Annotated in this window: 18 protein-coding genes; 14 read left to right on the forward strand and 4 right to left on the reverse strand. The window is 74.3% G+C overall.

Annotated elements, in window-relative coordinates:
* Nucleotides 1-90: 90 nt before the first annotated feature.
* The 3 genes from OHQ87_RS30010 to OHQ87_RS30020 form a co-directional block, all read right to left on the reverse strand.
* Complete coding sequence (locus OHQ87_RS30010) at nt 91-915, reverse strand: ABC transporter permease (protein WP_328343340.1); 825 nt, start codon at nt 913-915, stop codon at nt 91-93.
* On the reverse strand, nt 912-1,844 hold the full coding sequence (locus OHQ87_RS30015; protein ID WP_328343342.1) for an ABC transporter ATP-binding protein: 933 nt from the start codon (nt 1,842-1,844) through the stop codon (nt 912-914). Before OHQ87_RS30015 ends, OHQ87_RS30010 begins: the two co-directional genes overlap by 4 nt.
* A 151-nt stretch (nt 1,845-1,995) precedes the next feature.
* A complete protein-coding gene (locus OHQ87_RS30020; protein ID WP_328343344.1) occupies nt 1,996-2,661 on the reverse strand; it encodes a hypothetical protein in 666 nt (221 codons plus the stop codon).
* Nucleotides 2,662-2,853: 192 nt separating this feature from the next.
* Between OHQ87_RS30020 and OHQ87_RS30025 the strand changes: the two genes are divergently transcribed.
* The 8 genes from OHQ87_RS30025 to OHQ87_RS30060 all read left to right on the forward strand — a co-directional run bounded on the left by OHQ87_RS30025 (nt 2,854) and on the right by OHQ87_RS30060 (nt 12,213).
* Nucleotides 2,854-3,633 (forward strand): GNAT family N-acetyltransferase, encoded by a 780-nt coding sequence (locus OHQ87_RS30025; RefSeq protein WP_328343346.1) that lies wholly within the window; start codon nt 2,854-2,856, stop codon nt 3,631-3,633.
* On the forward strand, nt 3,630-4,556 hold the full coding sequence (locus tag OHQ87_RS30030; RefSeq protein WP_328343347.1) for a lysophospholipid acyltransferase family protein: 927 nt from the start codon (nt 3,630-3,632) through the stop codon (nt 4,554-4,556). Before OHQ87_RS30025 ends, OHQ87_RS30030 begins: the two co-directional genes overlap by 4 nt.
* A 597-nt stretch (nt 4,557-5,153) precedes the next feature.
* A complete protein-coding gene (locus OHQ87_RS30035; protein ID WP_328343348.1) occupies nt 5,154-5,984 on the forward strand; it encodes a DUF4097 family beta strand repeat-containing protein in 831 nt (276 codons plus the stop codon).
* On the forward strand, nt 5,981-6,622 hold the full coding sequence (locus OHQ87_RS30040; RefSeq protein ID WP_328343350.1) for a PadR family transcriptional regulator: 642 nt from the start codon (nt 5,981-5,983) through the stop codon (nt 6,620-6,622). The genes OHQ87_RS30035 and OHQ87_RS30040 overlap by 4 nt, the downstream gene beginning before the upstream one ends.
* A 228-nt stretch (nt 6,623-6,850) precedes the next feature.
* Nucleotides 6,851-7,552 carry a response regulator transcription factor gene (locus tag OHQ87_RS30045; protein WP_107160940.1) on the forward strand — a complete coding sequence of 234 codons (702 nt, stop codon included), beginning with the start codon at nt 6,851-6,853 and terminating at the stop codon, nt 7,550-7,552.
* On the forward strand, nt 7,549-9,102 hold the full coding sequence (locus OHQ87_RS30050) for a sensor histidine kinase (protein ID WP_328343354.1): 1,554 nt from the start codon (nt 7,549-7,551) through the stop codon (nt 9,100-9,102). Before OHQ87_RS30045 ends, OHQ87_RS30050 begins: the two co-directional genes overlap by 4 nt.
* Nucleotides 9,103-9,186: 84 nt before the next feature.
* Nucleotides 9,187-10,902 (forward strand): trypsin-like peptidase domain-containing protein, encoded by a 1,716-nt coding sequence (locus OHQ87_RS30055; RefSeq protein WP_328343356.1) that lies wholly within the window; start codon nt 9,187-9,189, stop codon nt 10,900-10,902.
* Between the two features lie 201 nt (nt 10,903-11,103).
* Nucleotides 11,104-12,213, forward strand: a complete 1,110-nt coding sequence (locus OHQ87_RS30060; RefSeq protein ID WP_442930868.1) for a glycosyltransferase family 4 protein — start codon at nt 11,104-11,106, stop codon at nt 12,211-12,213.
* A 118-nt stretch (nt 12,214-12,331) separates the two neighbouring features.
* Here the strand turns inward: OHQ87_RS30060 and OHQ87_RS30065 are convergent, their stop codons facing one another.
* A complete protein-coding gene (locus OHQ87_RS30065) occupies nt 12,332-14,065 on the reverse strand; it encodes a serine/threonine-protein kinase (protein WP_328343358.1) in 1,734 nt (577 codons plus the stop codon).
* Between the two features lie 190 nt (nt 14,066-14,255).
* Here OHQ87_RS30065 and OHQ87_RS30070 point away from each other — a divergent pair, with 190 nt between their 5' ends.
* From OHQ87_RS30070 to OHQ87_RS30095, 6 genes are all read left to right on the forward strand, one after another.
* Nucleotides 14,256-15,086, forward strand: a complete 831-nt coding sequence (locus OHQ87_RS30070; protein WP_328343360.1) for a patatin-like phospholipase family protein — start codon at nt 14,256-14,258, stop codon at nt 15,084-15,086.
* Nucleotides 15,086-16,105, forward strand: coding sequence for a 1-acyl-sn-glycerol-3-phosphate acyltransferase (locus OHQ87_RS30075; RefSeq protein WP_328343362.1), 1,020 nt, complete (start codon nt 15,086-15,088; stop codon nt 16,103-16,105). Before OHQ87_RS30070 ends, OHQ87_RS30075 begins: the two co-directional genes overlap by 1 nt.
* Nucleotides 16,106-16,157: 52 nt before the next feature.
* The gene (gene cutA, locus OHQ87_RS30080; RefSeq protein WP_328343364.1) at nt 16,158-16,478 is read left to right on the forward strand and encodes a divalent-cation tolerance protein CutA; all 321 of its coding nucleotides are present in this window, start codon (nt 16,158-16,160) and stop codon (nt 16,476-16,478) included.
* A gap of 48 nt (nt 16,479-16,526) precedes the next feature.
* Nucleotides 16,527-20,243, forward strand: coding sequence for an SCO7613 C-terminal domain-containing membrane protein (locus OHQ87_RS30085; protein ID WP_328343366.1), 3,717 nt, complete (start codon nt 16,527-16,529; stop codon nt 20,241-20,243).
* Nucleotides 20,244-20,362: 119 nt separating this feature from the next.
* The gene (locus tag OHQ87_RS30090; protein ID WP_328343368.1) at nt 20,363-21,514 is read left to right on the forward strand and encodes an FHA domain-containing protein; all 1,152 of its coding nucleotides are present in this window, start codon (nt 20,363-20,365) and stop codon (nt 21,512-21,514) included.
* A gap of 226 nt (nt 21,515-21,740) precedes the next feature.
* Entirely contained in the window at nt 21,741-22,793 is a 1,053-nt protein-coding gene (locus tag OHQ87_RS30095; RefSeq protein WP_328343370.1) for a fatty acid desaturase family protein, read from the forward strand.
* Nucleotides 22,794-22,835: the final 42 nt, after the last annotated feature.

Raw genomic sequence — 22,835 nt, forward strand, 5'->3', positions numbered from 1 at the left:
CGGGACAGGGCGACGACCACCTCCCGACAGCCGACCGGCCCGGCGCGACAGTCGTCACGCCGGGCCGGAACGGTCCGGAAAGCGGGTCGGTCAGGAGATGTCCCGCCGCCGCATGGTGAGCGTGCCGATCGCGCCGGCCACCACCGCGTACCCGATCAGGACCACCGCGCCCGCCCAGCGGGGCGGGTTGCCCGGGATCTCGGCCCCGCTGACCATCAGCGACGACGCCAGCGACGGCACCAGCACCTGGAGGTCGTTGATCCAGTCGCCCCACTTGGCGGCCAGGATGCTGATCGCGATGGCCGCGCCGACCGCGCCGCCCAGGTAGAGCAGGATGCCGGTGACGGTGGCGCCGATCTGGCTGCGGATCAGCACCCCGATCCCGACCCCGAGCACCGACCAGAGCAGGTACGCCAGGCCGTTGAGCGCGGTCGCCCGCCAGACCGCGCCGCTGCCGAGCTGGGAGCCCAGGTCGACGCTGCTCATCACCAGTGCCCCGAAGAGCAGGTTGAACACGGTGGTGACCAGCCAGAACAGCATGGCCAGGATGGCTGCGGCAGCCAGCTTGGCCAGCATCACCGCCGTCCGGTGCGGCACGGTGAGGAAGGTGGTGGTGACCGTCTGGTGGAAGAACTCGCTCGTCACCACGATGATGCCGAGCAACATCACGATCATCAGGCCGAAGAACTGCCCGTTGGTGTAGACGTTGGCGGCCAGGCTGTCCACCGACTGCACGGCCTGCATCTGGTCGGCCTGGTCGGCCGGTACGTCGCCGAAGTTGTTGCTGGCCAGCGCGTCGGTCTGCAACCAGTTGATCAGCGCGGTGAGCGCCCACAGCGGCACCGTGATCAGCCCGAAGATCCACCAGGTGCTCGTGGTACGGATCTTCAACAGCTCGGATCGGACCAGGTTCATCGGATGCCCGCCTTCCCGGCCGTCAGCTCCAGGAAGACCCGTTCCAGGTCGGGCCGTTCCGGGGTCAGTTCGTGCAGCTCGACCTTGGCGGCCAGCGCGGCCCGGCCGATCGCCGGCGCGTCCACCCCGCTGACCAGCAGCACGCCGTGCTCGTCGGTCTCCACCGTCGCGGACTGCTCGCGCAGCGCCACTGTCAACTCCTCGGCCTGCGGGGTGCGCACCCGCACCCGGCCGCTCTCTGCCATCGAGCCGAGCACCTGCTCCACCGGCCCCTGCCGGATCAGCTTGCCGGCCGCGATGATCACCACGTCGTCGGCGAGGAGCTGCATCTCGGACAGCAGGTGGCTGGAGACCAACACCGTGCGCCCCTCGTGCGCCAAACCCTTGAGGAAGCCGCGCATCCAGCGGATGCCCTCCGGGTCGAGGCCGTTGGCCGGCTCGTCGAGGATCAGCACCCGGGGGTCACCGAGCATCGCGGCGGCGATGCCGAGGCGCTGCTTCATGCCCAGCGAGTAACCCTTGAACTTGCGCTTCGCCGCCGGGGTGAGCCCGACCAGGGCCAGCGCCTCGTCGGCCCGGCTCTTAGGCAGGCCGGCCGCCGCGCAGATCACCCGCAGGTGGTTGATGCCGGTACGGCCCTTGTGCGCGCTGGACGCCTCCAGCACCGCGCCCACGTGCCGCAGCGGGTCGGTCAGGTCGGCGTACCGCTGGCCACCGATGGTCGCCGTGCCACCGGTCGGGGTGACCAGGTTCAACAGCATCCGTAGCGTCGTCGTCTTGCCCGCGCCGTTCGGGCCGAGGAAGCCGGTCACCCGGCCGGCCTCGACCGTGAAGGACAGGTTGTCGACCGCCCGTACGTTCTTGTACTGCTTGGTCAACCCGGACACGACGATCTGGCCGGTGCTGGGGCTCCACTGCCCGTCGGACATCGTTCTCCTCCCGTGCGGCGGCGCATCGTGCACCGCGTCCTGCGGCGCCGTTACGGAATGCGCCGCTGACCAGCCTCGCTGGTGACGTCAAGTTACGCCATCAGCCCGGGTCGGTAGGTCGTGCTCCCTCTCAGGCAGGAGGCGGTAGTCCTCAGGGACGAGACGCGGGCGGCAGTGCGACCCAGGTGGCGCGGGCCCGGCCGAGCAGCCCACCGGCGCTTCCGTAGAGGCTGGTGTGCACCACCGCCAGCCGGCCCTCGGCGGTGACCACCGCACCGGTGACCACGCACTGCTCACCCGGCTCGGGCAGCGTGTCGAGCGCGACGGCGAGCCGGCCCAGCACGTACGGCCGGCCGGGGGCGATCACCGTCCAGCCACCCGGGCAGTCCAGCGCCGCCCAGGCGGTCGGTGCGGTCACCCGCTGTGGCGTCCGCCACGGCGCGGCGGTCCGCCCGTCGGGCAGCCGGCCGGGAAAGATCCGCAGGCCGTCGGGGTGCTCCGGGCCGCAGACGTAACAGCCGGGGAAGGGGTGGTCGACCAGGCCCGGATAGCCGGCCGAGGCGGCGTGCGCGGTCGCCGGGTCGACCGGGGGGACCGGGGCGGGCGGGTCGTCGGCCGGGCGTACCTCGGCGACCAGGTGCCCGTCCGGGTCGTACACGTCGCCGTCGGTGAGGGTGAGCGGGGTGTCCAGCGGGGGTGGGCGACGCAGCGTCACCTCGACGGGCCGGTCCGCGCCGTACGCCTCGGCGAAGACCCCGGCGCTCCAGCCGCCGTTGCCCGAACCGGGCGGGCCGTTGTACCGGGATTCGATGATCATCAACCCTCCGCCGCGTCGTCCGTCCGGCCCAGGTGGCCGGCTTCCCCGCAGGCAGCCTCGCACACACCCCAGGCGTCCCGTCGGCCCCACCTGCCCCGCAGGTCACACGCGGGGCCGGACCGCCGACCGGCGTTCATCGGATCGACACCCTTCGCCGGGCGGCAGGCAACCCGGGGCACCTAGACAGGTCCCATGGCTGTTCTGCATGCCGCTGGCGCACCCCTGACGACCAGTGGATACACCCTGCTGATCGCCGACGACCCGACCCAGGTCGCGGCCGCGCAACGCCTGCGCCACGAGGTGTTCGCCACCGAACTCGGCGCGACCCTGCGCCCGGGGGCCGCCGGGCTGGACGCCGACGACCTCGACGTCCACTGCGACCACCTGATCGTCCGCGAGGAGCGCACCGGCGCGGTGGTCGGCACCTACCGGCTGCTGCCACCCGGCCGCACCGACCGCCGGTACGCCGCCGGTGAGTTCGACCTGACCGCGCTGGACCCGCTGCGCGACCTGCTTGTCGAGACCGGCCGCTCCTGCGTCCACCCGGACCACCGCTCCGGCGCGGTGATCAACCTGATGTGGGCGGGACTGACCCGCTACCTGCACCTGCGTGGCTCCAACTGGCTGGGCGGCTGCGCCTCGGTGCCCGTCGACGACGGCGGCCGGGCCGCCGCCGAGGCATGGGCGCTGATCCGGGCCGGGCACCTCGCGCCCCCGCCGCTGAGGGTGCGCCCGCTGCGGCCCTGGTTCGCCGAGCCGGGCGCGGCGGCACCGGAGACCGCCACCGGCGGCCCCGCCGGGCGGGCGCTGGTCCCACCGCTGCTGCGCGGCTACCTGCGGCTCGGCGCGTGGATCGCCGGAGAGCCGGCGTACGACCCGGACTTCCGCTGCGCCGACTTCTACGTGCTGTTCTCGCTGGACCGGATGAACCCGCGTTACCTGCGGCACTTCCTCGGTGGGGAGACGCGGTGAGCGCCGAACTGTGGCGACCGACCGCCGGCTGTGGCCCGGACTGCCTGCCGGGGGCGGGGCGGACGGAGGTGTCGCTAGGGCGGCGGGTGCTCCGGCTGCTTGGCGTGCTCGGGATGCTGCTGGTCGGGGTGGGTGTGGTCGTACTGCTGCCGGTGCTGCCGACGGCGGAGCGGGCGGCGGTGGTCCGGGGCTGGGCCCGGGGGACCGCCGGGGCGCTCGGCGTGCGGCTGACGGTGCGCGGTCGGCTGCCCCGGCGGCGGGCGCTGCTGGTCGCCAACCATGTCTCCTGGCTGGACGTCCTCGCGGTGCTGGCGGTCGCGCCGGCCCGGCTGCTGGCCAAGCGGGAGGTGCGGACCTGGCCGTTGCTGGGGCTGCTGGCCCGCGCCGCCGGCGCGGTCTTCGTCGACCGGTCGCGTCCCCGGGACCTGCCGCGCACCGTGGCCCGGCTCGCGGCCACCCTGCGGGCCGGTCACCCGGTCGCGGTCTTCCCCGAGGGGACGACCTGGTGCGGCGTCGCCCCCTCGGCGGACTGCCGGCCGCCCCGGGGGTTCCGGCCGGCGGCGTTCCAGGCGGCGATCGACGCCGGGGCCCCGGTGGTGCCGATACGGATCAGCTACCGCTCTGCTGCCACCGGGGCGACGACCACCACCGCCGCCTTCCTCGGCGACGAGACCCTGTGGCGCTCGTTGGGCCGGGTGCTGGCCGCCCGGGACCTGGTGGTGGACGTCGCGGTGACCGCCGCCCTGCACCCGGCCCCCGGCGCGGACCGCCGGGTGCTGGCCCGGGCCGCCGAGTCGGTCGTGCACCTGCTCCCGCCCCGCCCGGTCACCCGCCGCCTCACCCTGGCCGCTGTGCCCGTGGTCGCCCTGCCCGGGTCCGCGTCCGCGCCGGCCGCCGGGAAGGGCCTCGGTCTGGCCGCCTGACCCGTCTCACCCAAGGGGCCGCTTCGACGGCATGATCCACTCGGGTGGGCCGTTGTTGCGGTGTCCTGGCGACCGGTTACCGCAACACCGACCCAAGTGAGTGGATCGCGTCATCGAGGCGGCGGTCTGGCGGTGGCTGGTGTGCCGGTGGCGGGACGGCAGGTCCGCCCGTTGGCGGGTGTGGCCAGGGCGGCCTGTTCTGGGCGTAGGTGGTATGACGCTGTGGCATAAACATGACGGACAGGAATACTCGTCCGCCGGAGTTGGGGACGCCTCGGCTGGCGTGGGTCAGGTCGCCGGGCGGATACACCAAGGGACCGCTCGGCATCGTGCCGAGAGGTCCCTTCAGCGTTGGTTGTCCGCCCGGCCGGCATGGTCGCCAGCCTGACCCACTCGCGTGGGCCGATGTTGCGGTATCCCGGGTGACTGGTTGCCGCAACATCGGCCCACGCGAGTGGATCAAGGTGGGGGCGAGGCGGGGGTGGGCATTGGCGGGTTTGCGACTCACGACAGTCTTGTTCTATCGCGATGTATCGCGTTACGCTCTGCCCGTGCAGTGGCGCGGCTACCGGCCGCGACCCACCGAGGGGAGACGTCATGGCCACCTGGAAGGTCGACAGACCACAGCAGCTCACCATCGACGGGCCGGTCACCCGGCTCGACGTACGCCTGGTCACCGGGCGGCTCAACGTGGTCGGCACGGACGGCCCGGCCCGGGTCGACGTCACCCGGATCAGCAGCCGGCCGCTCATCGTCGAACACCGCGACGGTGTGCTCACGGTCGGGCACGAGCGCCACCCGCGCCGGCCCGGGCTCCTCTGGTGGCTCGGTCAGCTCGGTCGCCGGTTCCGCGCCGAGGTGTCCATCGCCGTCCCGGCCGACACGCTGGCCGACCTGCACCTGATCGACGGCTCGCTGGTCGCCTCCGGCCTGGTCAACGACAGCACCGTGAACGTCACCTCCGGGCAGGTCACCCTGATGGGCCTGGCCGGGCGCACCAGGGCACGGGTCGTCTCCGGCCCGGTCGAGGCGCTCGGCGTGACCGGTGAGCTCAGCCTGGACACGGTCTCCGGCGAGGTGACCCTCGCCGAGAGCGCGGCCGGCCGGGTGCACGCCAACACCGTCTCCGGGGCGATCACCTGCGACCTGGACAATCCCCGGCGCAGCGAGATCCGGCTCACCACCATCTCCGGGCCGATCACCGTCCGGGTCCGCGAGGACAGCGACCTCGCCGTCCACCTGCACACCACCTCCGGCCGGATCACCAGCGGCTTCCCCCAGGTCAGCGGCGCAAGCGGGATCGGACCGGTCAAGGACAGCCACGGGGTGCTCGGCGCGGGCGAGGGTAAGCTCTGGGCGTCCGCGACCTCCGGCAGCATCGCGCTGCTCGCCCGGCCGGTGGACGACGACCAGGAGGAGCAGCCGTGACCGCCGTGTTCAGTCACGGGCGGCTCCGGCTCTATCTGCTCCGGCTGCTCGACGACGGTCCCAAGCACGGCTACGAACTGATCCGGCTGCTGGAGGAGCGCTTCCTCGGCCTCTACGCCCCGAGCGCCGGCACCATCTATCCCCGGCTGCAACGCCTGGAGGCCGACGGCCTGGTCACCCACACCGCCGCCGGTGGCCGCAAGGTCTACGAGATCACCGAGAGCGGTCGGGCCGAGTTGCGCCAACGCGCCGACGAGGTGACCACCCTGGAGACCGACATCACCGCCTCGGTGGAGGATCTGTCCGCGCTGGCCGGGGAGATCCAGACCGAGGTACGCGGCTCGGTGCGCGACCTCAAGCGCGAACTGCGCGAGGCCACCCGGCAGACCCGGCAGACCCGCTGGGACCGCCCGGTGCCCGGCCCGACACCCCGCCCGGCGCCCGGCTCGACATTCCGCCCGGCGGACCCCGCTCAGGGCGATTCCCCCCTGCTGGCCGATTTCGACAAGCGATTGGCCGAGTTCACCGTCGAGGTCGGCGCGCTGGTCCGGGCCGGGCGGCTCAGCGACACCCAGCTCCGGACCGCGATCCGGGTCCTCGACGGCGCACTGGACGGGCTGCGCCGACTGCTGCGCTGACGGCCGCGGCGCGCTGACGTGGGCGGCGCGCTGACGTGGGCGGCGCGCTGGCGGCCGCGGCGACGTGCACGGTTGCGCTGATGGTTGCGCACGGCTGCCGCGTACGGCTGCGCAGGCTGGCGTGCTGGCGGCGGCCGGGCACGGCGGCGCGGGCCGGTTCACGGCTTCACAGGGTTTTTCCAGCGAGCATCCAGCGCCGGCGCAGCGACGTCACGGATGATGGCCGGCATGGCCGCTACCCATACCGAGGCGCGACTGCTCGTCGTCGAGGACGATCCCAACATCCTCGAACTACTCTCCGCCAGTCTCCGCTTCGCGGGGTTCGACGTGGCGACCGCCACCAGTGGCAGCGCGGCCCTGCACGCGGCCAAGGACCACCGGCCCGACCTGGTGGTGCTCGACGTGATGCTGCCCGACCTGGACGGCTTCGAGGTCATCCGGATGCTCCGCGAGGGCGGCACGCGTACCCCTGTGGTGTTCCTGACCGCCCGGGACGCGACCGACGACAAGATCCGTGGGCTCACCCTGGGCGGCGACGACTACGTCACCAAGCCGTTCAGCCTGGAGGAGCTGACCGCCCGGATCCGGGCGGTGCTGCGGCGCACCGCGACCGGCGAGCAGGCCCCGTCCCGGCTCACCTTCGCCGACCTGGAGCTGGACGAGGAGACCCACGAGGTGCACCGGGCCGGGCAGCGGGTGCAGCTCTCGCCTACCGAGTTCAAGCTGCTGCGTTACCTGATGCTCAACGCCAACCGGGTGCTGTCCAAGGCGCAGATCCTCGACCACGTGTGGAACTACGACTTCCGGGGCGACGACAACATCGTCGAGTCCTACATCTCCTATCTGCGCCGGAAGGTGGACAACACCCAGCCCCGCCTGATCCACACCCTGCGCGGCGTGGGCTACGTCCTGCGCAAGCCGGCGGCGTGAGCCCGCTCGACGAGGCGAAAGGGCGGATCCGGAGCGTCCCGCTGCGGGTCAAGCTGGTCGCGGCGGTGCTCACCCTGGTCGCCGTCGCCCTCGTGGTGATCAGCTCGCTGACCACGTACTTCCTGCGCGAGTACCTGATCGGGCAGGTCGACGGGGAGTTGCAGTCGGCAAGCGTCCAGGTCGGCCGGGCGCTGCCCAACCTGGAGAGCGGGCTGGCCAGGGCCACCCTGCCCACCGACTACGTGGTCGCCCTCGCCGACGGCGACGGCTCCCGGTTCATCGGGTACGACCCGGCCCTCGAACCGGACGACCTGCCACCGGTTCCCGCCGACGTGGCCGGATTCCGGGGTGACGAGGGCGATCCGTTCACGGTCCGGTCCCAGGACGGCCGGGAACGGTGGCGGATGCTCTACCGGGAACTCTCCGACGGCCGGGTGCTCGCCGTCGGACAGCACCTCACCGACGTCGACCTGGCCGTGAAGCGGTTGATCTGGATAGACATGCTGGTCGGTGGGGCGGTGCTGATCCTGCTCGCCTCGGTCGGCGCGGCCATCGTGCGCACCAGCCTGAAACCACTCGTGGAGATCGAACGCACCGCCGCCGCGATCGCCGGTGGCGATCTGACCCGCCGGGTGCCCGACCCGGAGGAGGGGCAGGAGTGCGCCACCTCCGAGCTGGGCCGGCTCTCCCGGGCGCTGAACGCGATGCTGGCCCAGATCGAGGCCGCCTTCACCGCCCGCGCCGCCTCGGAGATGGCCGCCCGTACGGCGGAGGCGGGTGCCCGGGACGCGGCGCACGCCGCGCTGGCGTCCGAGGCCCGCGCCCGCCGGTCGGAGGAGCGGATGCGGCAGTTCGTCGCGGACGCCTCGCACGAGCTGCGGACCCCGCTGACCACCATCCGGGGCTTCGCCGAGCTGTACCGGCAGGGGGCGGCCCGCGCCCCGGAACAGACCGCCGACCTGCTGCGCCGCATCGAGGACGAGGCGGCCCGGATGGGGCTGCTCGTGGAGGACCTGCTGCTGCTGGCCCGGCTGGACCGGGAGCGCCCGCTGTCGCTGGCCCCGGTGGAGCTGCCGGTGCTCGCCTCAGAGGCGGTCGAGGCCGCCCGGGTGGTCGCCCCGGAGCGGCGCATCGAGCTGGAGATCGCTCCGGGCTCCGGCCCGCTCGTGGTGTACGCCGACGACGCCCGCCTGCGGCAGGTGATCGGCAACCTGATGACCAACGCGCTTACCCACACCCCGCCGGAGGCGTCGGTGACCCTGCGGCTGCGCTCCGAGACCGGCAACCTGGCCGTGGTGGAGGTGGCGGACACCGGCCCGGGGCTCGCCCCGGAGCAGGCCGAGCGGGTCTTCGAACGGTTCTACCGGGCCGACGCGGCCCGGACCCGCCGGGCCAGCGGGATCACCAGCACCGGCCTGGGGCTGGCCATCGTCGCCGCGCTGGTCACCGCCCACCAGGGCACGGTCGAGGTGGACGGGACGCCTGGGGGCGGGGCGACCTTCCGGGTCCGGCTGCCGCTGCTGCCCGAGCCCGACGGCGACGTGGAGTGATGCTCCACCGGTCCCGGTGTGACTTTCAGAAAACTTCCAGGCAGGATCCAGGGTGGTGACAGTGCCACGGGGAAAACTATGGGCATGACCGAGTTCGAGACCGACCCGCAGCGTCGGCCGGCTGCCACCGACGCCGAGCCGTCGCACCCCTCCGCCGAGCCGTCCCGCGTCGAGCGCGGCGAGTCCGACACCACCGCCGCTCCGGGCGACGCCACCGCCGCTCCGGGCGACACCGCCGGCGCCGCGGGGGAGCCGGCCGGCACGCCAAACCCCGGATCGTCGTACGGGCCACCGTCGTCGCCGTACGCGCAACCCTCCGCCACCCCGTACCCGCAGGCTGCGTACCAGTCCGGTGCGTCCGCCGGCGACCAGGCGTACCGGCCCGGCTATCCGGCGTCCGGCTACCCGGGCTACCCGCAGGCGGGCCAGTACCCGACGGCCGGTTACCCACAGTCCGGCCCGCAGCAGCCCGGCCCGCAGCAGCCCGGGTGGGCCGCCGGTCATCCGGGCCAGCAGCAGCACCCCGGCGCACCGGGTCAGCCCGGTGTGGGCGCCCCCTCTGCCGGTTATCCGGGCCAGCCCGGTTCCGCCGGCCCGGGTCAGCCCGGTGGCGGTTACCCGGGCCAGCACGCCCTGGCCGGAGCGGGCCAGCCGTCTGCCGGCTACCCGGGGCAGACCGGCCCGGGTGGCCCGCAGCACCCCGGCCAGCCGGTCCCGCCGTGGGCGTCGGCCCCGGGGCCGCAGGCCGGCAAGGTGGCCAAGTTCGTCGGTGCCGGGATCGCGGTCTTCGCCCTGATGCTCGGCTCCGGCGTGGCCGGCGGCGCGCTCGCCCTGGCGGTCGACGGCGACCGGGGGGGCATCACCCGCACCTATTCGGCCGCGCCGGTCATCGACAGCGCCGACCTGCCCAAGATCGCGGCGTCGGTGCAGGACAGTGTGGTCTCCATCCTCACCGACAACGGTGAGGGTTCGGGCGTGATCCTCAGTGCCGACGGCTTCGTGCTGACCAACAACCACGTCGTCGCGTCCGCCTCCGGCGACACCGTCCGGGTGGTCTTCGCCAACGGCAAGACCGCCTCGGCCAAGATCGTCGGCACCGATCCGAAGACCGACCTCGCGGTGGTCCAGACCAGCGGCGTCGACAACCTCAAGGCGGCGAAGTTCGGCGACAGCGACGCCATGCAGGTGGGCGACCAGGTGCTCGCCCTGGGCAGCCCGCTCGGCCTCCAGGGCTCGGTGACCGCCGGCATCCTCAGCGCCCGGGACCGCACCATCCGGGCCGGCAGCGAAGACAGCCCGCAGCAGGCCCCGCAGGGTGGTGCCAGCTCGATCTCCGGCCTGCTCCAGACCGACGCCCCGATCAACCCGGGCAACTCCGGGGGCGCGCTTGTCAACACCCGCGGCGAGGTGATCGGCATCAACACCGCCATCGCCACCGCCGGGCAGGGCAGCACCGGCAACATCGGTGTCGGCTTCGCCATCCCGAGCAACAAGGCCAAGGACGTCGCCGAGAAGCTCCAGCGGGGCGAGAAGATCAGCCATCCGTCCCTCGGCGTCAGCGTCAACGCGGCCGAGGACGGCGGTGCCCTGGTCGCCGCGGTCGCCGGTGGCAGCGCCGCCGAGAAGGCCGGGATCCAGCGGGGTGACGTGATCACCAGGTTCGGGGACAAGGCGATCAACGACTCCAACGACCTCGTCGGCGCGGTGCAGGCCGGCAAGGTCGGCGACCGGGTCCAGGTGACCTACAAGCGAAATGGCACCGAGGCGACGGCAACCGTCACGCTCGCCGAGACGTCATAGCAATCAGACCTGCCTCCTCCGGGGCGGCGGGCGGCGGAGCCAAGGGGGTTGGCTCCGTCGCCCGCCGCCCTTCTTCCTGCCCGGGACGCTCGCCCGGCCGGGTGCGTTTGACCTCCCGGCCGAGGGGAAACCGCCGCTGATCCCGCTTACCGGGCAGCCGCCGATCCCGCTCATCCGGACAACGGGGGAGGATCCGTGACCGTGACCCACCGTCCGTCGGAACACCCGCCGTCCGGGCCGCCGCTGCGGATCGCGATGCTGGTCCCGCCCTGGCTGTCGGTGCCGCCCCCCGGGTACGGCGGGCTGGAACAGGTCGTGCACGGGCTGGTGGACGCGCTGGTCGGGCACGGTCACGAGGTGACCCTCTTCGGTGCCGGCCGGCAGCACGGGACGGCCGCCGGCTTCGTCTCCACCATCGACGAGTTGCAGTACGACCGGCTGGGCGAGTCGCTGCCCGAGCTGGCCCACCTGGCGCGGGCCAAGCAGTTGATCTCCGCCGCCGACTTCGACGTGATCCACGATCACACCACGATCGGGCCGCTGGTCGCCGGCCGTCGGGCGGTGCCCACCGTGGCCACCGTCCACGGCAACCCGGTCGGGGAGTACGGGACGGTGCTCGGTGACACCGACCACGGGGTGGGCCTGGTGGCGATCTCGCACGCCCAACGTCGGGCGAACCCCGGCCTGCCCTGGGTGGGTACGGTGCACAACGCGCTCGACGGCCGGGACGTGCCCGCCAAACGGGAACCCGGCCGGGGACCGGTGCTCTGGCTGGCCCGGTTCAGCCCCGACAAGGGCCCCGACCTGGCGATCCGGGCCTGTCGGGCGGCCGGCCTGCCGCTCACCCTGGCCGGCAAGTGCAACGAGTCCGCCGAGCGCCGCCACTTCGCCGAGGTGGTCCAGCCGATGCTCGGCGAGGACGTCAACGTGATCATGAACGCCGGCCGGGAGGAGACGCTGCGGCTGCTTGTCGACGCCCGCTGTCTGATCATGCCGATCCAGTGGGAGGAACCGTTCGGCATGGTGATGGTGGAGGCCATGGCGACCGGCACCCCGGTGGTGGCGTTGCGTCGGGGCGCGGTGCCGGAAGTGGTGGTCGACGGGGTGACCGGGCTGATCTGCGACGGTGCCGGGGAGTTGCCGGCGGCGATGCGCGAGGTGGTCCGGATCGACCCGGCGGCCTGCGTCGCGCACGTGGCCCGGAACTTCTCCACCGAGCGGATGGCGCGCGGCTACGAGGCGGTCTACCGCAGCGTCGTGCTCGGCACGACCCCGCCCCTGCACCGGCCCGTGCCGATCCACTCCCACTGACCGCTCCGAGCGGCGGCAGACCGCGCTGACCGCCGGGCCCCCTGCACCGGTCCGTGCCGGTCCGCTCCCACTGACCGGCCAGCGGTGCGGACCGGGCAGGCCCGGGTGGAGCAGACCCTCAGGTCGTCGTCGCGGCCAGGTCCCGGGCGGCGGCGTCGAGCTGACGACCGTACTCCCGGGTGATGCCGCCCTCGTCGATCCGGCGGGTGACCTTCGCGCGGAGCGCGGCGGCCTGGGCGGACACGTCGGAGCTTCCCTCGGCGGCGGACCGGGTCAGGTTGGCGAGCACGTTGCGCAGGTCCAGGCCGACGTCCTCGCGGATCTCGCCGGTACGGACCCCGTCGTCGACCAACCGGCGCATCCGGTCGGCCGCCTCGGTCAACCCGCCGCCACCCTGCCCACCGTCCGGGCTCGGCTGGGGGCGCGGCGGGGTGGGCGTGACGGTTGCCCGGCGGGTGCCCGGTGTCGACGTGGGGTCCGCCGGGGGTTGGGTGCGCGGTGCCGGCGGCTCGGTCACCGGAACCTCGGTCACCGGTGCCTCCGTCGGCCGGGCGACCGGCGGGGTGTGGGTCCCTGGCTCCAGGAGCGGAGCGAGCAGGAGGACCGCCGCCACTGTGAACACGACCAGCGCGCCCACCGCCACCAGCGGACGGCGCGACGGCGGCAGCTCCGGCTCGGGAGGCCCGTTCACCGCGCCACCGTTCCCGGCGCCGCCGTTGCCTGGGCCGCCGTTCCCGGCGAGCCGACCCCCCACCGCGTTGGCGCCCGCCGTGCCGGCACGTGGCGCGGCGGTGCCTACGGTCCGGCCGTCGGTACCGGCCCCGGTCTTCCCGGTCCCCGCGCCACCGCCCGGGCCCGCTGCGGGGCCGGATGCCGTGGCGGCACCGACGCCGGCCGCCGCGACCCGGGCGGTGGCGGTGACGCCCGTGCCGGTGGTAGCGGCCCCGGGGGTGGCGGGCGGGGTGGCGAGGGCGGGCAGGCTGACCGTCGGGGCGAGCATGGTGGCCGCCTGCGGGTCGCCCGGCAGCAGCTGGTCGCGCAGCGCGGTGGCGACCTGGTGCGCGGTCGGCCGTTCGTGCGGGTCGCGGGCCAGGCAGCGCAGGCAGACGTCGACCACCACCGGTGGCAGCCCGGGGACGCCGTCCAGCGTCGGCGGCGTCTCGTCGGTGATCGCGGCGGCGAGCTGTTCCCAGGTCTCCGCCGGGTACGGCGGTTGGCCGGTCAGCGTCTCGTAGAGCAGCACGCCCAGGGAGTAGACGTCGGTCGACGGCTGGGCCGGCGCCCCGTCCAGCCGCTCCGGGGCCACGTACGCCGGGGTACCGAAGGTGCCCCCGTCCTCGTCGTCGTCGGGGGTGCCGATCTGGGTGGCGATGCCGAAGTCGAGCACCTTGGCGCCGACCCTGGTCATCATCACGTTCGCCGGGGTGATGTCCCGGTGCACGATGCCCAGCCGGTGCGCCGCCGCCAACGCCTCGGCCACCTGGGCGCCCACCTCGACCGCCTCCGGCCAGGGCAGCGCCCCCTCGGTCAGCCGGTGCTCCAACTCCTCGCCGGTGAGCAGCTCCATCACCACGAACGAGGTGATCTCGCCGTCCGGGGCGAGCGCCTCGCCGTAGTCGTGCACCGCGGTCACGTGCGGGTGGACGAGCTGGGCGGCGGAACGCGCCTCCTCGCGGACCATGTCCCGGAAGCGGGCGTCGGCGGCCAGCGACGGCGCGAGCACCTTGACCGCGACGACCCGGTCGAGCACCTCGTCGCGGGCCCGCCAGATCACCGACATCCCGCCGGCCCCGATCCTGTCGAGGAGCCGGTACCTGCGGGCCAGCAACCTACCGGCGTTCAGGGCTGCCATCAGTGTTCGCACCTGCCTGGGGTCGGGGTGGTGTCAGGTTGCGGGAATGTGTCCCCCCTGTCAACGGTTGTCCAATTGCCCGATCGCTGTGGGCGGTGGTGCGTTCTCCCACCGCTACGAACCCGCGGTCGGGGCCGGTGGCCAGCGGCTGCGCCGCAGCTGCGGGCGGCGGCGTGCCAGGATGAACGGCATGAGTGGCGGTCCGGTGGCGTTCGTGCTCGGCGGCGGGGGAGTGCTCGGCGCGGTCGAGGTGGGCATGCTGCGCGCCCTGTTCCGGGCCCGGATCCGCCCCGACGTCGTGCTCGGCACCTCGATCGGCGCGGTCAACGGCGCGTTGGTCGCCGCCGACCCGTCCGAGGCGGTCACCGACCGGCTGGTACGGCTCTGGGCCTCGCCGGAGGCGAGCGAGGTGTACGGCGACTCGGTGGCCCGGCAACTGCGCCGGTTCGCCGCCCGTACCCACCTGCACTCGCCCCGGCCGCTGCGCAAGCTGTTGGAGGGCGAGTTGGGGGCGGAGACCACCTTCGCCGACCTGAAGGTGCCGTTCCGCTGCTGCGCGGCCAACATCGAACGGGCCGCCGAGCACTGGTTCCACACCGGACCGCTGGTGCCGGCGGTGCTCGCCTCCGCCTCCGTGCCGGGGCTGCTGCCCCCGGCCCAGATCGACGGTCAGCACTACATCGACGGCGGGATCGTCAACTCGATCCCGATCGGCGAGGCGGTGGCGGTCGGCGCGAAGCAGATCTTCGTCCTCCAGGTGGGTCGGATCGAGCGGGAGTTGACGCCACCCCGACGGCCCTGGGAGATCGCCCAGGTCGCGTTCGAGATCGCCCGCCGGCACCGGTTCGCCAGGGAGTTGGCGGCGCTGCCCGAGGGGGTGGCGGTGCACGTGCTGCCGACCGGTGGGCTGGAGCCGCGCGACGACAGCCCGTGGGCGTACCGGGACATGGCGGCGGTGGGGCGGCGGATCAGCCGCGCCTACACCGCCTCCCGGGCCTACCTGGCGACCCTGGACCGCTGATGCCGCTACCCCCACGATGGGTGCGCCGGTTACTGTTCGCGCCCGCGGTGATCCTGCTCGCGATCACGGTGGTGACCACCGTGCCGGTCTGGGCGCTGCTCGCGCTGGCCGTGTCACCGTTCGTGCCGGGCCGGCTGCGTCCGCTGCGGCTGCTCTGGATCGGCTGCGTCTACCTGCTCTGGGACGCTGCCGCGCTGGTCGCCCTCTTCGTGCTCTGGCTGGCCTCGGGATTCGGCCGGTGGAAACGTTCACCGGCCTTCCAGCGGGCCCACTACGTGCTCGCCGGTTGGTTCCTCCAGGCCCTGTTCTGGCAGGCCCGGTGGACGCTGCGGTTGAGCATCGACGTGGTCGGCACCGACCCCGACACCGCGCTTCCCGGTCGGCCGGAGCTGGTGCTCTGCCGGCACGCCGGCCCGGGTGACTCGTTCATCCTGATCCACTCCCTGGTCAACTGGTTCCGGCGGGAGCCCCGGATCGTGCTCAAGGAGACCCTCCAGTGGGATCCGGCGATCGACGTCCTGCTCAACCGGTTGCCCAACCGCTTCATCGCCCCCGGTGACGGCCGTGATTCGGCGGTCCGGCAGATCGGCCACCTCGCCACCGACCTGGACGACGACGACGCCTTCGTGATCTTTCCGGAGGGCGGCAACTTCACCCCGGGGCGGCGGTTGCGGGCCATCGCCAAGCTGCGCGGGCTCGGCCTGGAACGGATGGCGGCGCGTGCCGAGCGGATGCAGCACGTGCTCGCCCCGCAGCCCGGTGGGGTGCTGGCCGCCCTGGACGCCGCCCCGGACGCCGGGGTGATCTTCGTGGCGCACACCGGCCTGGACCGGATGCTGACAGTCGGCGACGTCTGGCGGGAACTGCCGATGGACAAACGGATCGTGATGCGGTTCTGGTCGGTGCCTCCGGAGGACGTCCCGACCGGTCGTCAGGAGCGGATCGACTGGCTCTTCGACTGGTGGGCCCGGATCGACAGATGGGTCGCCGCCAACCGGGACGGCGTGACCACCGGATAGACGCACCGTGACGGTGGACCGGTTCGACCTCGTTCCCACGTAGGGTGCGCAGGTGGACCAGATCTGCGTGGTGACGACAGTGGTGGACTCGCGGTCCGTCGCGGACCTGATGGCGGCTGCCGCGGTGGCCGGGCGACTGGCCGCCTGCGCCCAGGTCGGCGGCCAGGTCGACAGTACGTACTGGTGGCGGGCCGGGGTGGAGACCAGCACCGAGTGGTCGGTGCAGTTCAAGACCGCGCCCGACCGGGCCACGGCGCTGGTCGGCCAGATCCGGGCCAACCATCCGTACGAGGTGCCCGAGATCCTGGTCACCCGGGTGGAGAGCGGCGACCCGGCGTACGCCGTCTGGGTGCACGAGACCACCCGTACGTAGGTACGGGCACTCTGGCCTGCGATCGCCGCCCCCCGGCAGGATGGCCGGGTGGAGAACACCGGTTACCCCTGCCCCCGCTGTGGTGCGCCCGCCGAGCTGACCCGGGGGTGTGTCCGCTGCGGGCTCGGGCCGTACCCGCCCGCCGCTGAGGTGGTCCGGCTGGACCGGGAGATCGTCACCCTCGGCCGGGAGGTCGAACGGGCCCGGGAGGCGTACCAGGGGGTCGGCGCGCGACTGCTCGCGGCGCAGCGCCAACGGGCGGAGCTGGCGGCCCGGATCCGCCGCGAGATCCCCGCGCCGACGCCGGTCGGCGCGGCTGCCCCTCCGGCCCTGACGGCCGCGCATCCGGTCGCGCCCGCACAGGCTGTCCGCCCGCCCGCCCAAGCCGTCCACCCGCCCGCGCCGGGCGCGCGCCCGGCCGCACCGGCCGGCCGCCCGGTGGTGCCGGTGCCCCGGGGCGGCGTCGTCGCGCCCGGTGGGCAGGTGCCGCCGGCCGGGTCCGGGAACCCGTCGGCGCCGGGTCGTCCGGAGACCTCGACGCGGACGATCCAGTGGCTGCTGTTCGTCCTCGGCGGCCTGCTGCTCGGCACGGCGGCGGTGGTCTTCACCGCGGTCGCCTGGGCGACGGTGGGGGTGGCCGGCCGGGCGCTGATCCTGGCCGCGTTCACCGCGCTCGCCCTGGCGGTGCCGCTGGTGGCGAGGTGGCGTGGACTGCGCGGCACCGCCGAGACGTTCGCCGCGGTGGGGCTGCTGCTTGTGGTCCTCGACGGGTACGCCGCCTGGTCGGTGAACCTGCTCGGCACCGCCGACTGGCCGGGCACCCGGTACGCCGCCCTGGTCGGCGGGGTCAGCGCGGCGGTCGCCACCGGATACGCCCTGCTCAGTCGGCTCACCGTGCCGTGGTTCGCGGCGCTGCTCGTGGTCCAGCCGGTGCTGCCGCTGGCGGCGGCGCAGTCCCGACCCGGGGCCACCGGCTGGACGCTGGTCTTCCTCGGGGTGGCACTGCTCGACCTCGCGGTGGTGGTCGCGCTGCGCCGCCGGTCGCCGGCTCCGGCCGCCCCGGCGGCCACCGGCACGACCGGCCCGGTGCCGGGTGGGCCGAATCCCGCCGCTCCGGTGCCGGCCGGAGCGCTGCCGCCAGGGTCGGGTCCGGCCGCTCCGGGGCCAGAGGGAGCGGTGGTGGTGCCCGCCGGGGGGGCGGGCACCACCACCCCACGCGCCGGGGAGGCGTTGGCCGGCTCGGCCGCCGTGCTCGCCGGCCGGGTGTTCGGCTGGCTCGGCTTCGGTGCCGCGGTGACGGTCGCCGCAAGTTGCGCCCTGGTGCCGCTGGCCCTGGGCCGGGCCGCCGGCCAGCCGCTGCTCGCCGGCCTGCCGCTGCTGCTGGTCGGGGTGGTGCTGGCCGGCGCGGCCCGGGCCGCCGGTGCCCGGGTGTTCCGGCAGCTCACCGCCGGGCTGCTGGTGCCGTTGGTGGCCGCCGCGTTGCTGCGGCCGGTAGCCGAGCTGCGGGCCGGTTTCCTGCTGCTCGCCGTCGGCCTGGTGGCGGCCGGTCTGGCCGGTGCCGTCCGGCTGCTGCCGCAGCGGCACCGGATCGGCCCCCGGGTCGGCGCGTTGCTCGTCGCGGGCGGGGCGGCCCAGGTCGGCCTGCTCGCCAGCGGGGCGGTCGCGGCGCTCGCGGTGGACCGGTCACTGCCCGCGTGGCGGGGCGCCGCAGCCGGACCCGACCTGTCCTGGGGCTGGCAGCTCCCGCTCGCCGTGCTGTTCACCGTCGGTGCCGGCGTACTGCTGCTGCCGAGGGCGGCCCGTCCGGTGACCGTACTGCTGGGGGCGGTGGTCACCGCCGCAGCGCTGCCGGCGGTGACTGTCACCCCGTGGCCGGCCACCCTCGCGGTCGACCTGGTCGTCGGCGCGGCGCTGCTGCCGGTCGCGGTGCTGCGGGCCCGTCGTACGCCGACCGTGCTGGTCGGTGCCGGGGGTGCCGCCGTGCTGCTCGGGCACGGGCTGCTGGTGGCGTCGGCCGACCCGGTGGGGCTGCTGGTGGCGCTCGGGGTGGTGCTGGCCGTCGGGCTGGCGGTGGCGCTGCCCGGCCGCCCGGTGAACGCCGTCGCGGGCCGGGTCGCCGGGGTAGCGCTGACTGTCGCGCTGCTCACCGTGCCGGCCGGCGCGGCAGTCGCGCTGCGGGCCGCGGGTTCGCCGCCGTGGTGGCAGCTGCGGGCCGGGTTCGCCGCCGCCGTGCTGCTGATGGTCCCGCTCCTCGCGCTGCGTCGCCGCCGCCCCGCCCTCGACGGGTACGCCGGCACCGCGCTTGCCGTGGCGCTCGCCGCCGTGGTCACGCCGGCCGTCGTACCGGGTGGCGAGTCGGCGGCGCTCTACGCCGCGCTGGCGCTTGTCGCGCTGGTGCTGGCCGACCGGCGTACCGATCCGGTGACACCGGGCCGGGTGGTCGGCGTAGGGCTGGCCGGGTGCGCCCTGGTCGCCTCCGCTCCGGTGGCCCTGACCGCACTGTTCGCCCCGTACGGTGGGCCGGTCCGGCCCTGGTCTGGGGCGCCGACCGGAGACGGGCCGCCCGGTGCGGCGGTGGTCGGGGTGGCGCTGCTGACCCTCGCCCTCGCTGCCGCGCTGATCGCTCACCGGCACACCGGCGGCCGGTCCGGTCCGGTCGTCGCCGCGCTGCCGTTCGGGGCGGCGGCGCTGCCCGTGCTGCTGCTCGCCGGTCCCGTCCCCTGGCCGGTGGTGCCGGCGGCGGTGCTGCTCGTCGGCGTCGCCGCCCTGCTGATCGCCGCGCTCGCCGGCACGGGCGTCCCGGTGACCACCCCGGTCGGTCTGCTGTGGACGGGCGCCGGTCTGGTCGGGCTGCTCGCCACCCGGGCCGGCACCCTGGCCGGGCTGGCCCTGCTGGTGGTCACGGCGGCGGTGGTCGGTGCGGTAGGCAGGTGGGCCGGGGTACGGCTGCTCGGCTGCCTGACCACGGTCGCGGCGGCCACCTGTTTCGCGCTCACCGCTCCGCTGGCGGCCGGTCTGCCCACCCGGACGGCCGGCTTCCCGGTGCTCGGGGTGGCGGTGGCGGTGCTCCTCGGCACGCCCCTGCTGGCCCGGCGCGGGCCGCTCACCGTACGGGCGCTGGAGGCGGCGGCGCAGGCGGTGGCCGTGCTCGCCCTGCTGCTCACCGTCGGCGCGATCCGGCACGCCGCGGTGATCTGCGTTCTCTGGGGGGCCGCCGCCGCGCTGCGGGTGCTGTACCCGGGCCGGCCGGCCGGCAGACGGTGGGTCTTCGCAGTGGTGGCCGGCGGCAGCGAGCTGCTCGGGGCGTGGCTGCTGCTGATCAGTGGCGAGGTGGTGCTGCTGGAGGCGTACACCCTGCCGGCGGCCGGGTTGACCCTGGTGGCCGGCCTGCTGGCGCTGCGCACCCGGCCGGGGTTGACCAGCTGGCTGGCCCTCGGTCCCGGGCTCGCCGCCGGGTTGCTGCCCAGCCTGGTCTCGGTGCTGGTGGCTGCGGACCCGCAGCCGGTGCGGCGGCTGCTGCTCGGTGCCGCCGCACTGGGCGTGGTGCTGGTCGGGGCGACCCGGCGCTGGCAGGCGCCGGTGGTGCTCGGCGGTGGCAGCCTCGTCCTGCTCGCGCTGCACGAGCTGGTCCGGGGTTGGGACCTGCTGCCCCGCTGGATCTACCTGGCCGTCGGCGGGCTGACACTGATCACCCTCGCCGCCACCTACGAGCGGCGGCGGCGTGACGTGACCCGGCTGCGGGCGGCGGTGGGCCGGATGGGTTGACCCGGCCACCGGTAGGGTCGTCCCATGGCAGCGCCTGCCCACTGTCGAGCCGGCGCCCAGGTGCTGGTCGGGCCGGCGGTGGCAGCCCGGCAGAGCGACGAGATCCTCCGGAGCGCGCGATGAGATTCGAGATCAGCAAGGTGCTCGACGCGATCGAGGGGCGGGTCTGCACCGACCCGTCCCTGGCCCGAGCCGTACTGGACCTGGCCGAGGTGATCCGCTACCAGGACCTCGACGGCGGCCGTCCGGCCAGCCTGCTGCGGCTCGGCATGGTGATCGACGCCCTGTCCCGCGAGCTGGAGGAGGACAGTGTCCCGGTCTACGCGATCGTGCACCGGGCGTTGCTCTCCGACGCCGACCTCACCTCCAACGAGCGGATGGTGGTGCGCCGGTGGGCCGACGACGGCCTGGTCGAGGTGCTCGACAATCCGGGCGACCGGATGCTGGAGGTGGCCGACCTGCTCGGGCTGCCGGTGGTCAGCCGGGTTCGGCTCGACGGCCTGCGCGGCCGGTTCCCGTGGTTGGTGGAGCAGCCGGGGCGGGTGGTCGCCCCGGTGCCCGGCGCGGGTGGCCCGGTCTTCGTCGCGCACGTCGGTGGTGGGCACAGCCCGGTCGAGGGTGACCGCTCCCCGGTCGGTGGGCAGCTGCTGGCCCGGCAGTGGCGTTGCCCCGAGTCGGGCTGCGCGTTGTTCGGCGGGGGTGGTGGTGGCGGGGCGTTCGCCGATCTGGCCCGGGTGGACCGCGCGCCGGCCGGTCAGCCGCCGCCGGCCCTGCGGCAGGGCGTGCCGACCTGTCCCCGGCACGGCACCCGGCTCTCCGACGCCGGGCCGCGCCCGCGCAGCGAGGTGCTGGCGATCCGGATCGGCGGTCTGATCCGCCGTCGTTTCGTGCTCACCGAGGAGCAACCGGTGACGGTCGGCCGGGCACCGGAGGAGCCCGGCGGCGTGATGCTCGGCCAGTGGCTCAACGACGAGGCACGTCGGTGGATCAGCCGGGGTCACGTCCGGTTCGAGCTGCGGGTCGGCGAGGTGATCGTCACCGACGTCAGCACCAACGGCTCCGGCATCCGGCCGAACGGGTCGATGACCGAGTCGGAGCGCGTCGTGCTGGCCCCGAAGCAGTCCCGGGTGCTCGGCGGCGCGGACATGGTGGAGCTGTATCCCGGGGTGCAGATCGGTCGGGCCCGGGAGCTGCCCACCGGTGCGGCGTTCACCCCGACGTCGGTGATGGCCGAGGCTCCCACCATGGCGATGCGGCTGCCCCGCAACTGAACCGGCCACCGCTGCGGGCGGTGCCAGACGGTGGGCATCGGGACCATGTTCCGACGCCCGCCGTCCCGCCTCCGACCGGCGATGTCCCGGTGGCGCGGGTCCGGTAGGGGTAACCCCACCCCCGACTCGGGGTATTGCAGGATTGCCCCGCGCTACCAATACCGCCAGGATTGTGACGGAGGGTCGCACATCACGTGCGACCCGCGACACCGGAGGGCGACATCACATGAGTTCATCGACGTTGGCAGCGTCGACCGCCCGGCGGGGCAGCGACTATGCGCGCCTGTCCCGCCAGGTTGCCGAGGCGGGACTGCTGAGCCGGCGGCCCGGCCGGTACGCGGTCCGCATCGTCGGAACCCTGGGCGCCTTCCTGGCCGGTTGGGTGTTGGTAGGGGTGGTCGGCGATTCCTGGTGGCAGCTGCCGCTGGCGGTCGTGATGGCGGTGGCCACCACCCAGGTGGCGTTCCTCGGGCACGACGCCGGGCACCGGCAGATGTTCCGCCGGCGCGGGCCCAGCGAGGCGGCCGGCCTGATCGCCGGCAATCTCGCCGTGGGGCTCAGCTACGGCTGGTGGGTGGACAAGCACAACCGGCACCACGCCAACCCCAACCACACCGACGACGATCCCGACGTCGGCGCGGGCGCGCTGGTCTGGACGCACGAGCAGGCGATGGCGACCCGGGGCCTGGGCCGGCGGATGGCCCGCCGGCAGGCGTGGCTGTTCTTCCCGCTGCTCCTGCTGGAGGGGCTGGCGCTGCACGTGGCGAGCATCCAGGCTCTGACCGGCCGGGAGTCGGACGGCCGGTGGCGGGTGCCGATGCGGCACCGGGTCGTGGAGGCGCTGCTGCTCGTGCTGCACACCGTCGGCTACGTCGGCCTGCTGCTCGCGGTGATGTCTCCGGTGAAGGCGCTGCTCTTCGCCGTCGTCCACCAGGGGCTCTGGGGCCTCTACATGGGGTGCGCCTTCGCCCCCAACCACAAGGGCATGCTGATGCCCACCGACGAGGACGACCTCGACTACCTGCGCAAGCAGGTGCTCACCTCGCGCAACGTGTCCGGCGGCTGGTTCGTCGACCAGGCGCTGGGCGGCCTGAACTACCAGATCGAGCACCACCTGTTCCCGAACATGCCCCGGGGTAACCTGCGCCGGGCCCAGCCGCTGGTCAAGGCGTACTGCGCCGAGCAGGGCATCTCGTACACGGAGACCGGGCTGATCGACTCGTACCGGCAGGGGCTGGCGCACCTGCACGAGGTGGGGCGACCGCTGCGCGAGGGCTGACCCCGGCGGGCCTGACGCACCGGCACGAAGGCGCCGGGACCA

Source organism: Micromonospora sp. NBC_00421 (assembly GCF_036017915.1).
Classification (GTDB): Bacteria; Actinomycetota; Actinomycetes; order Mycobacteriales; family Micromonosporaceae; genus Micromonospora.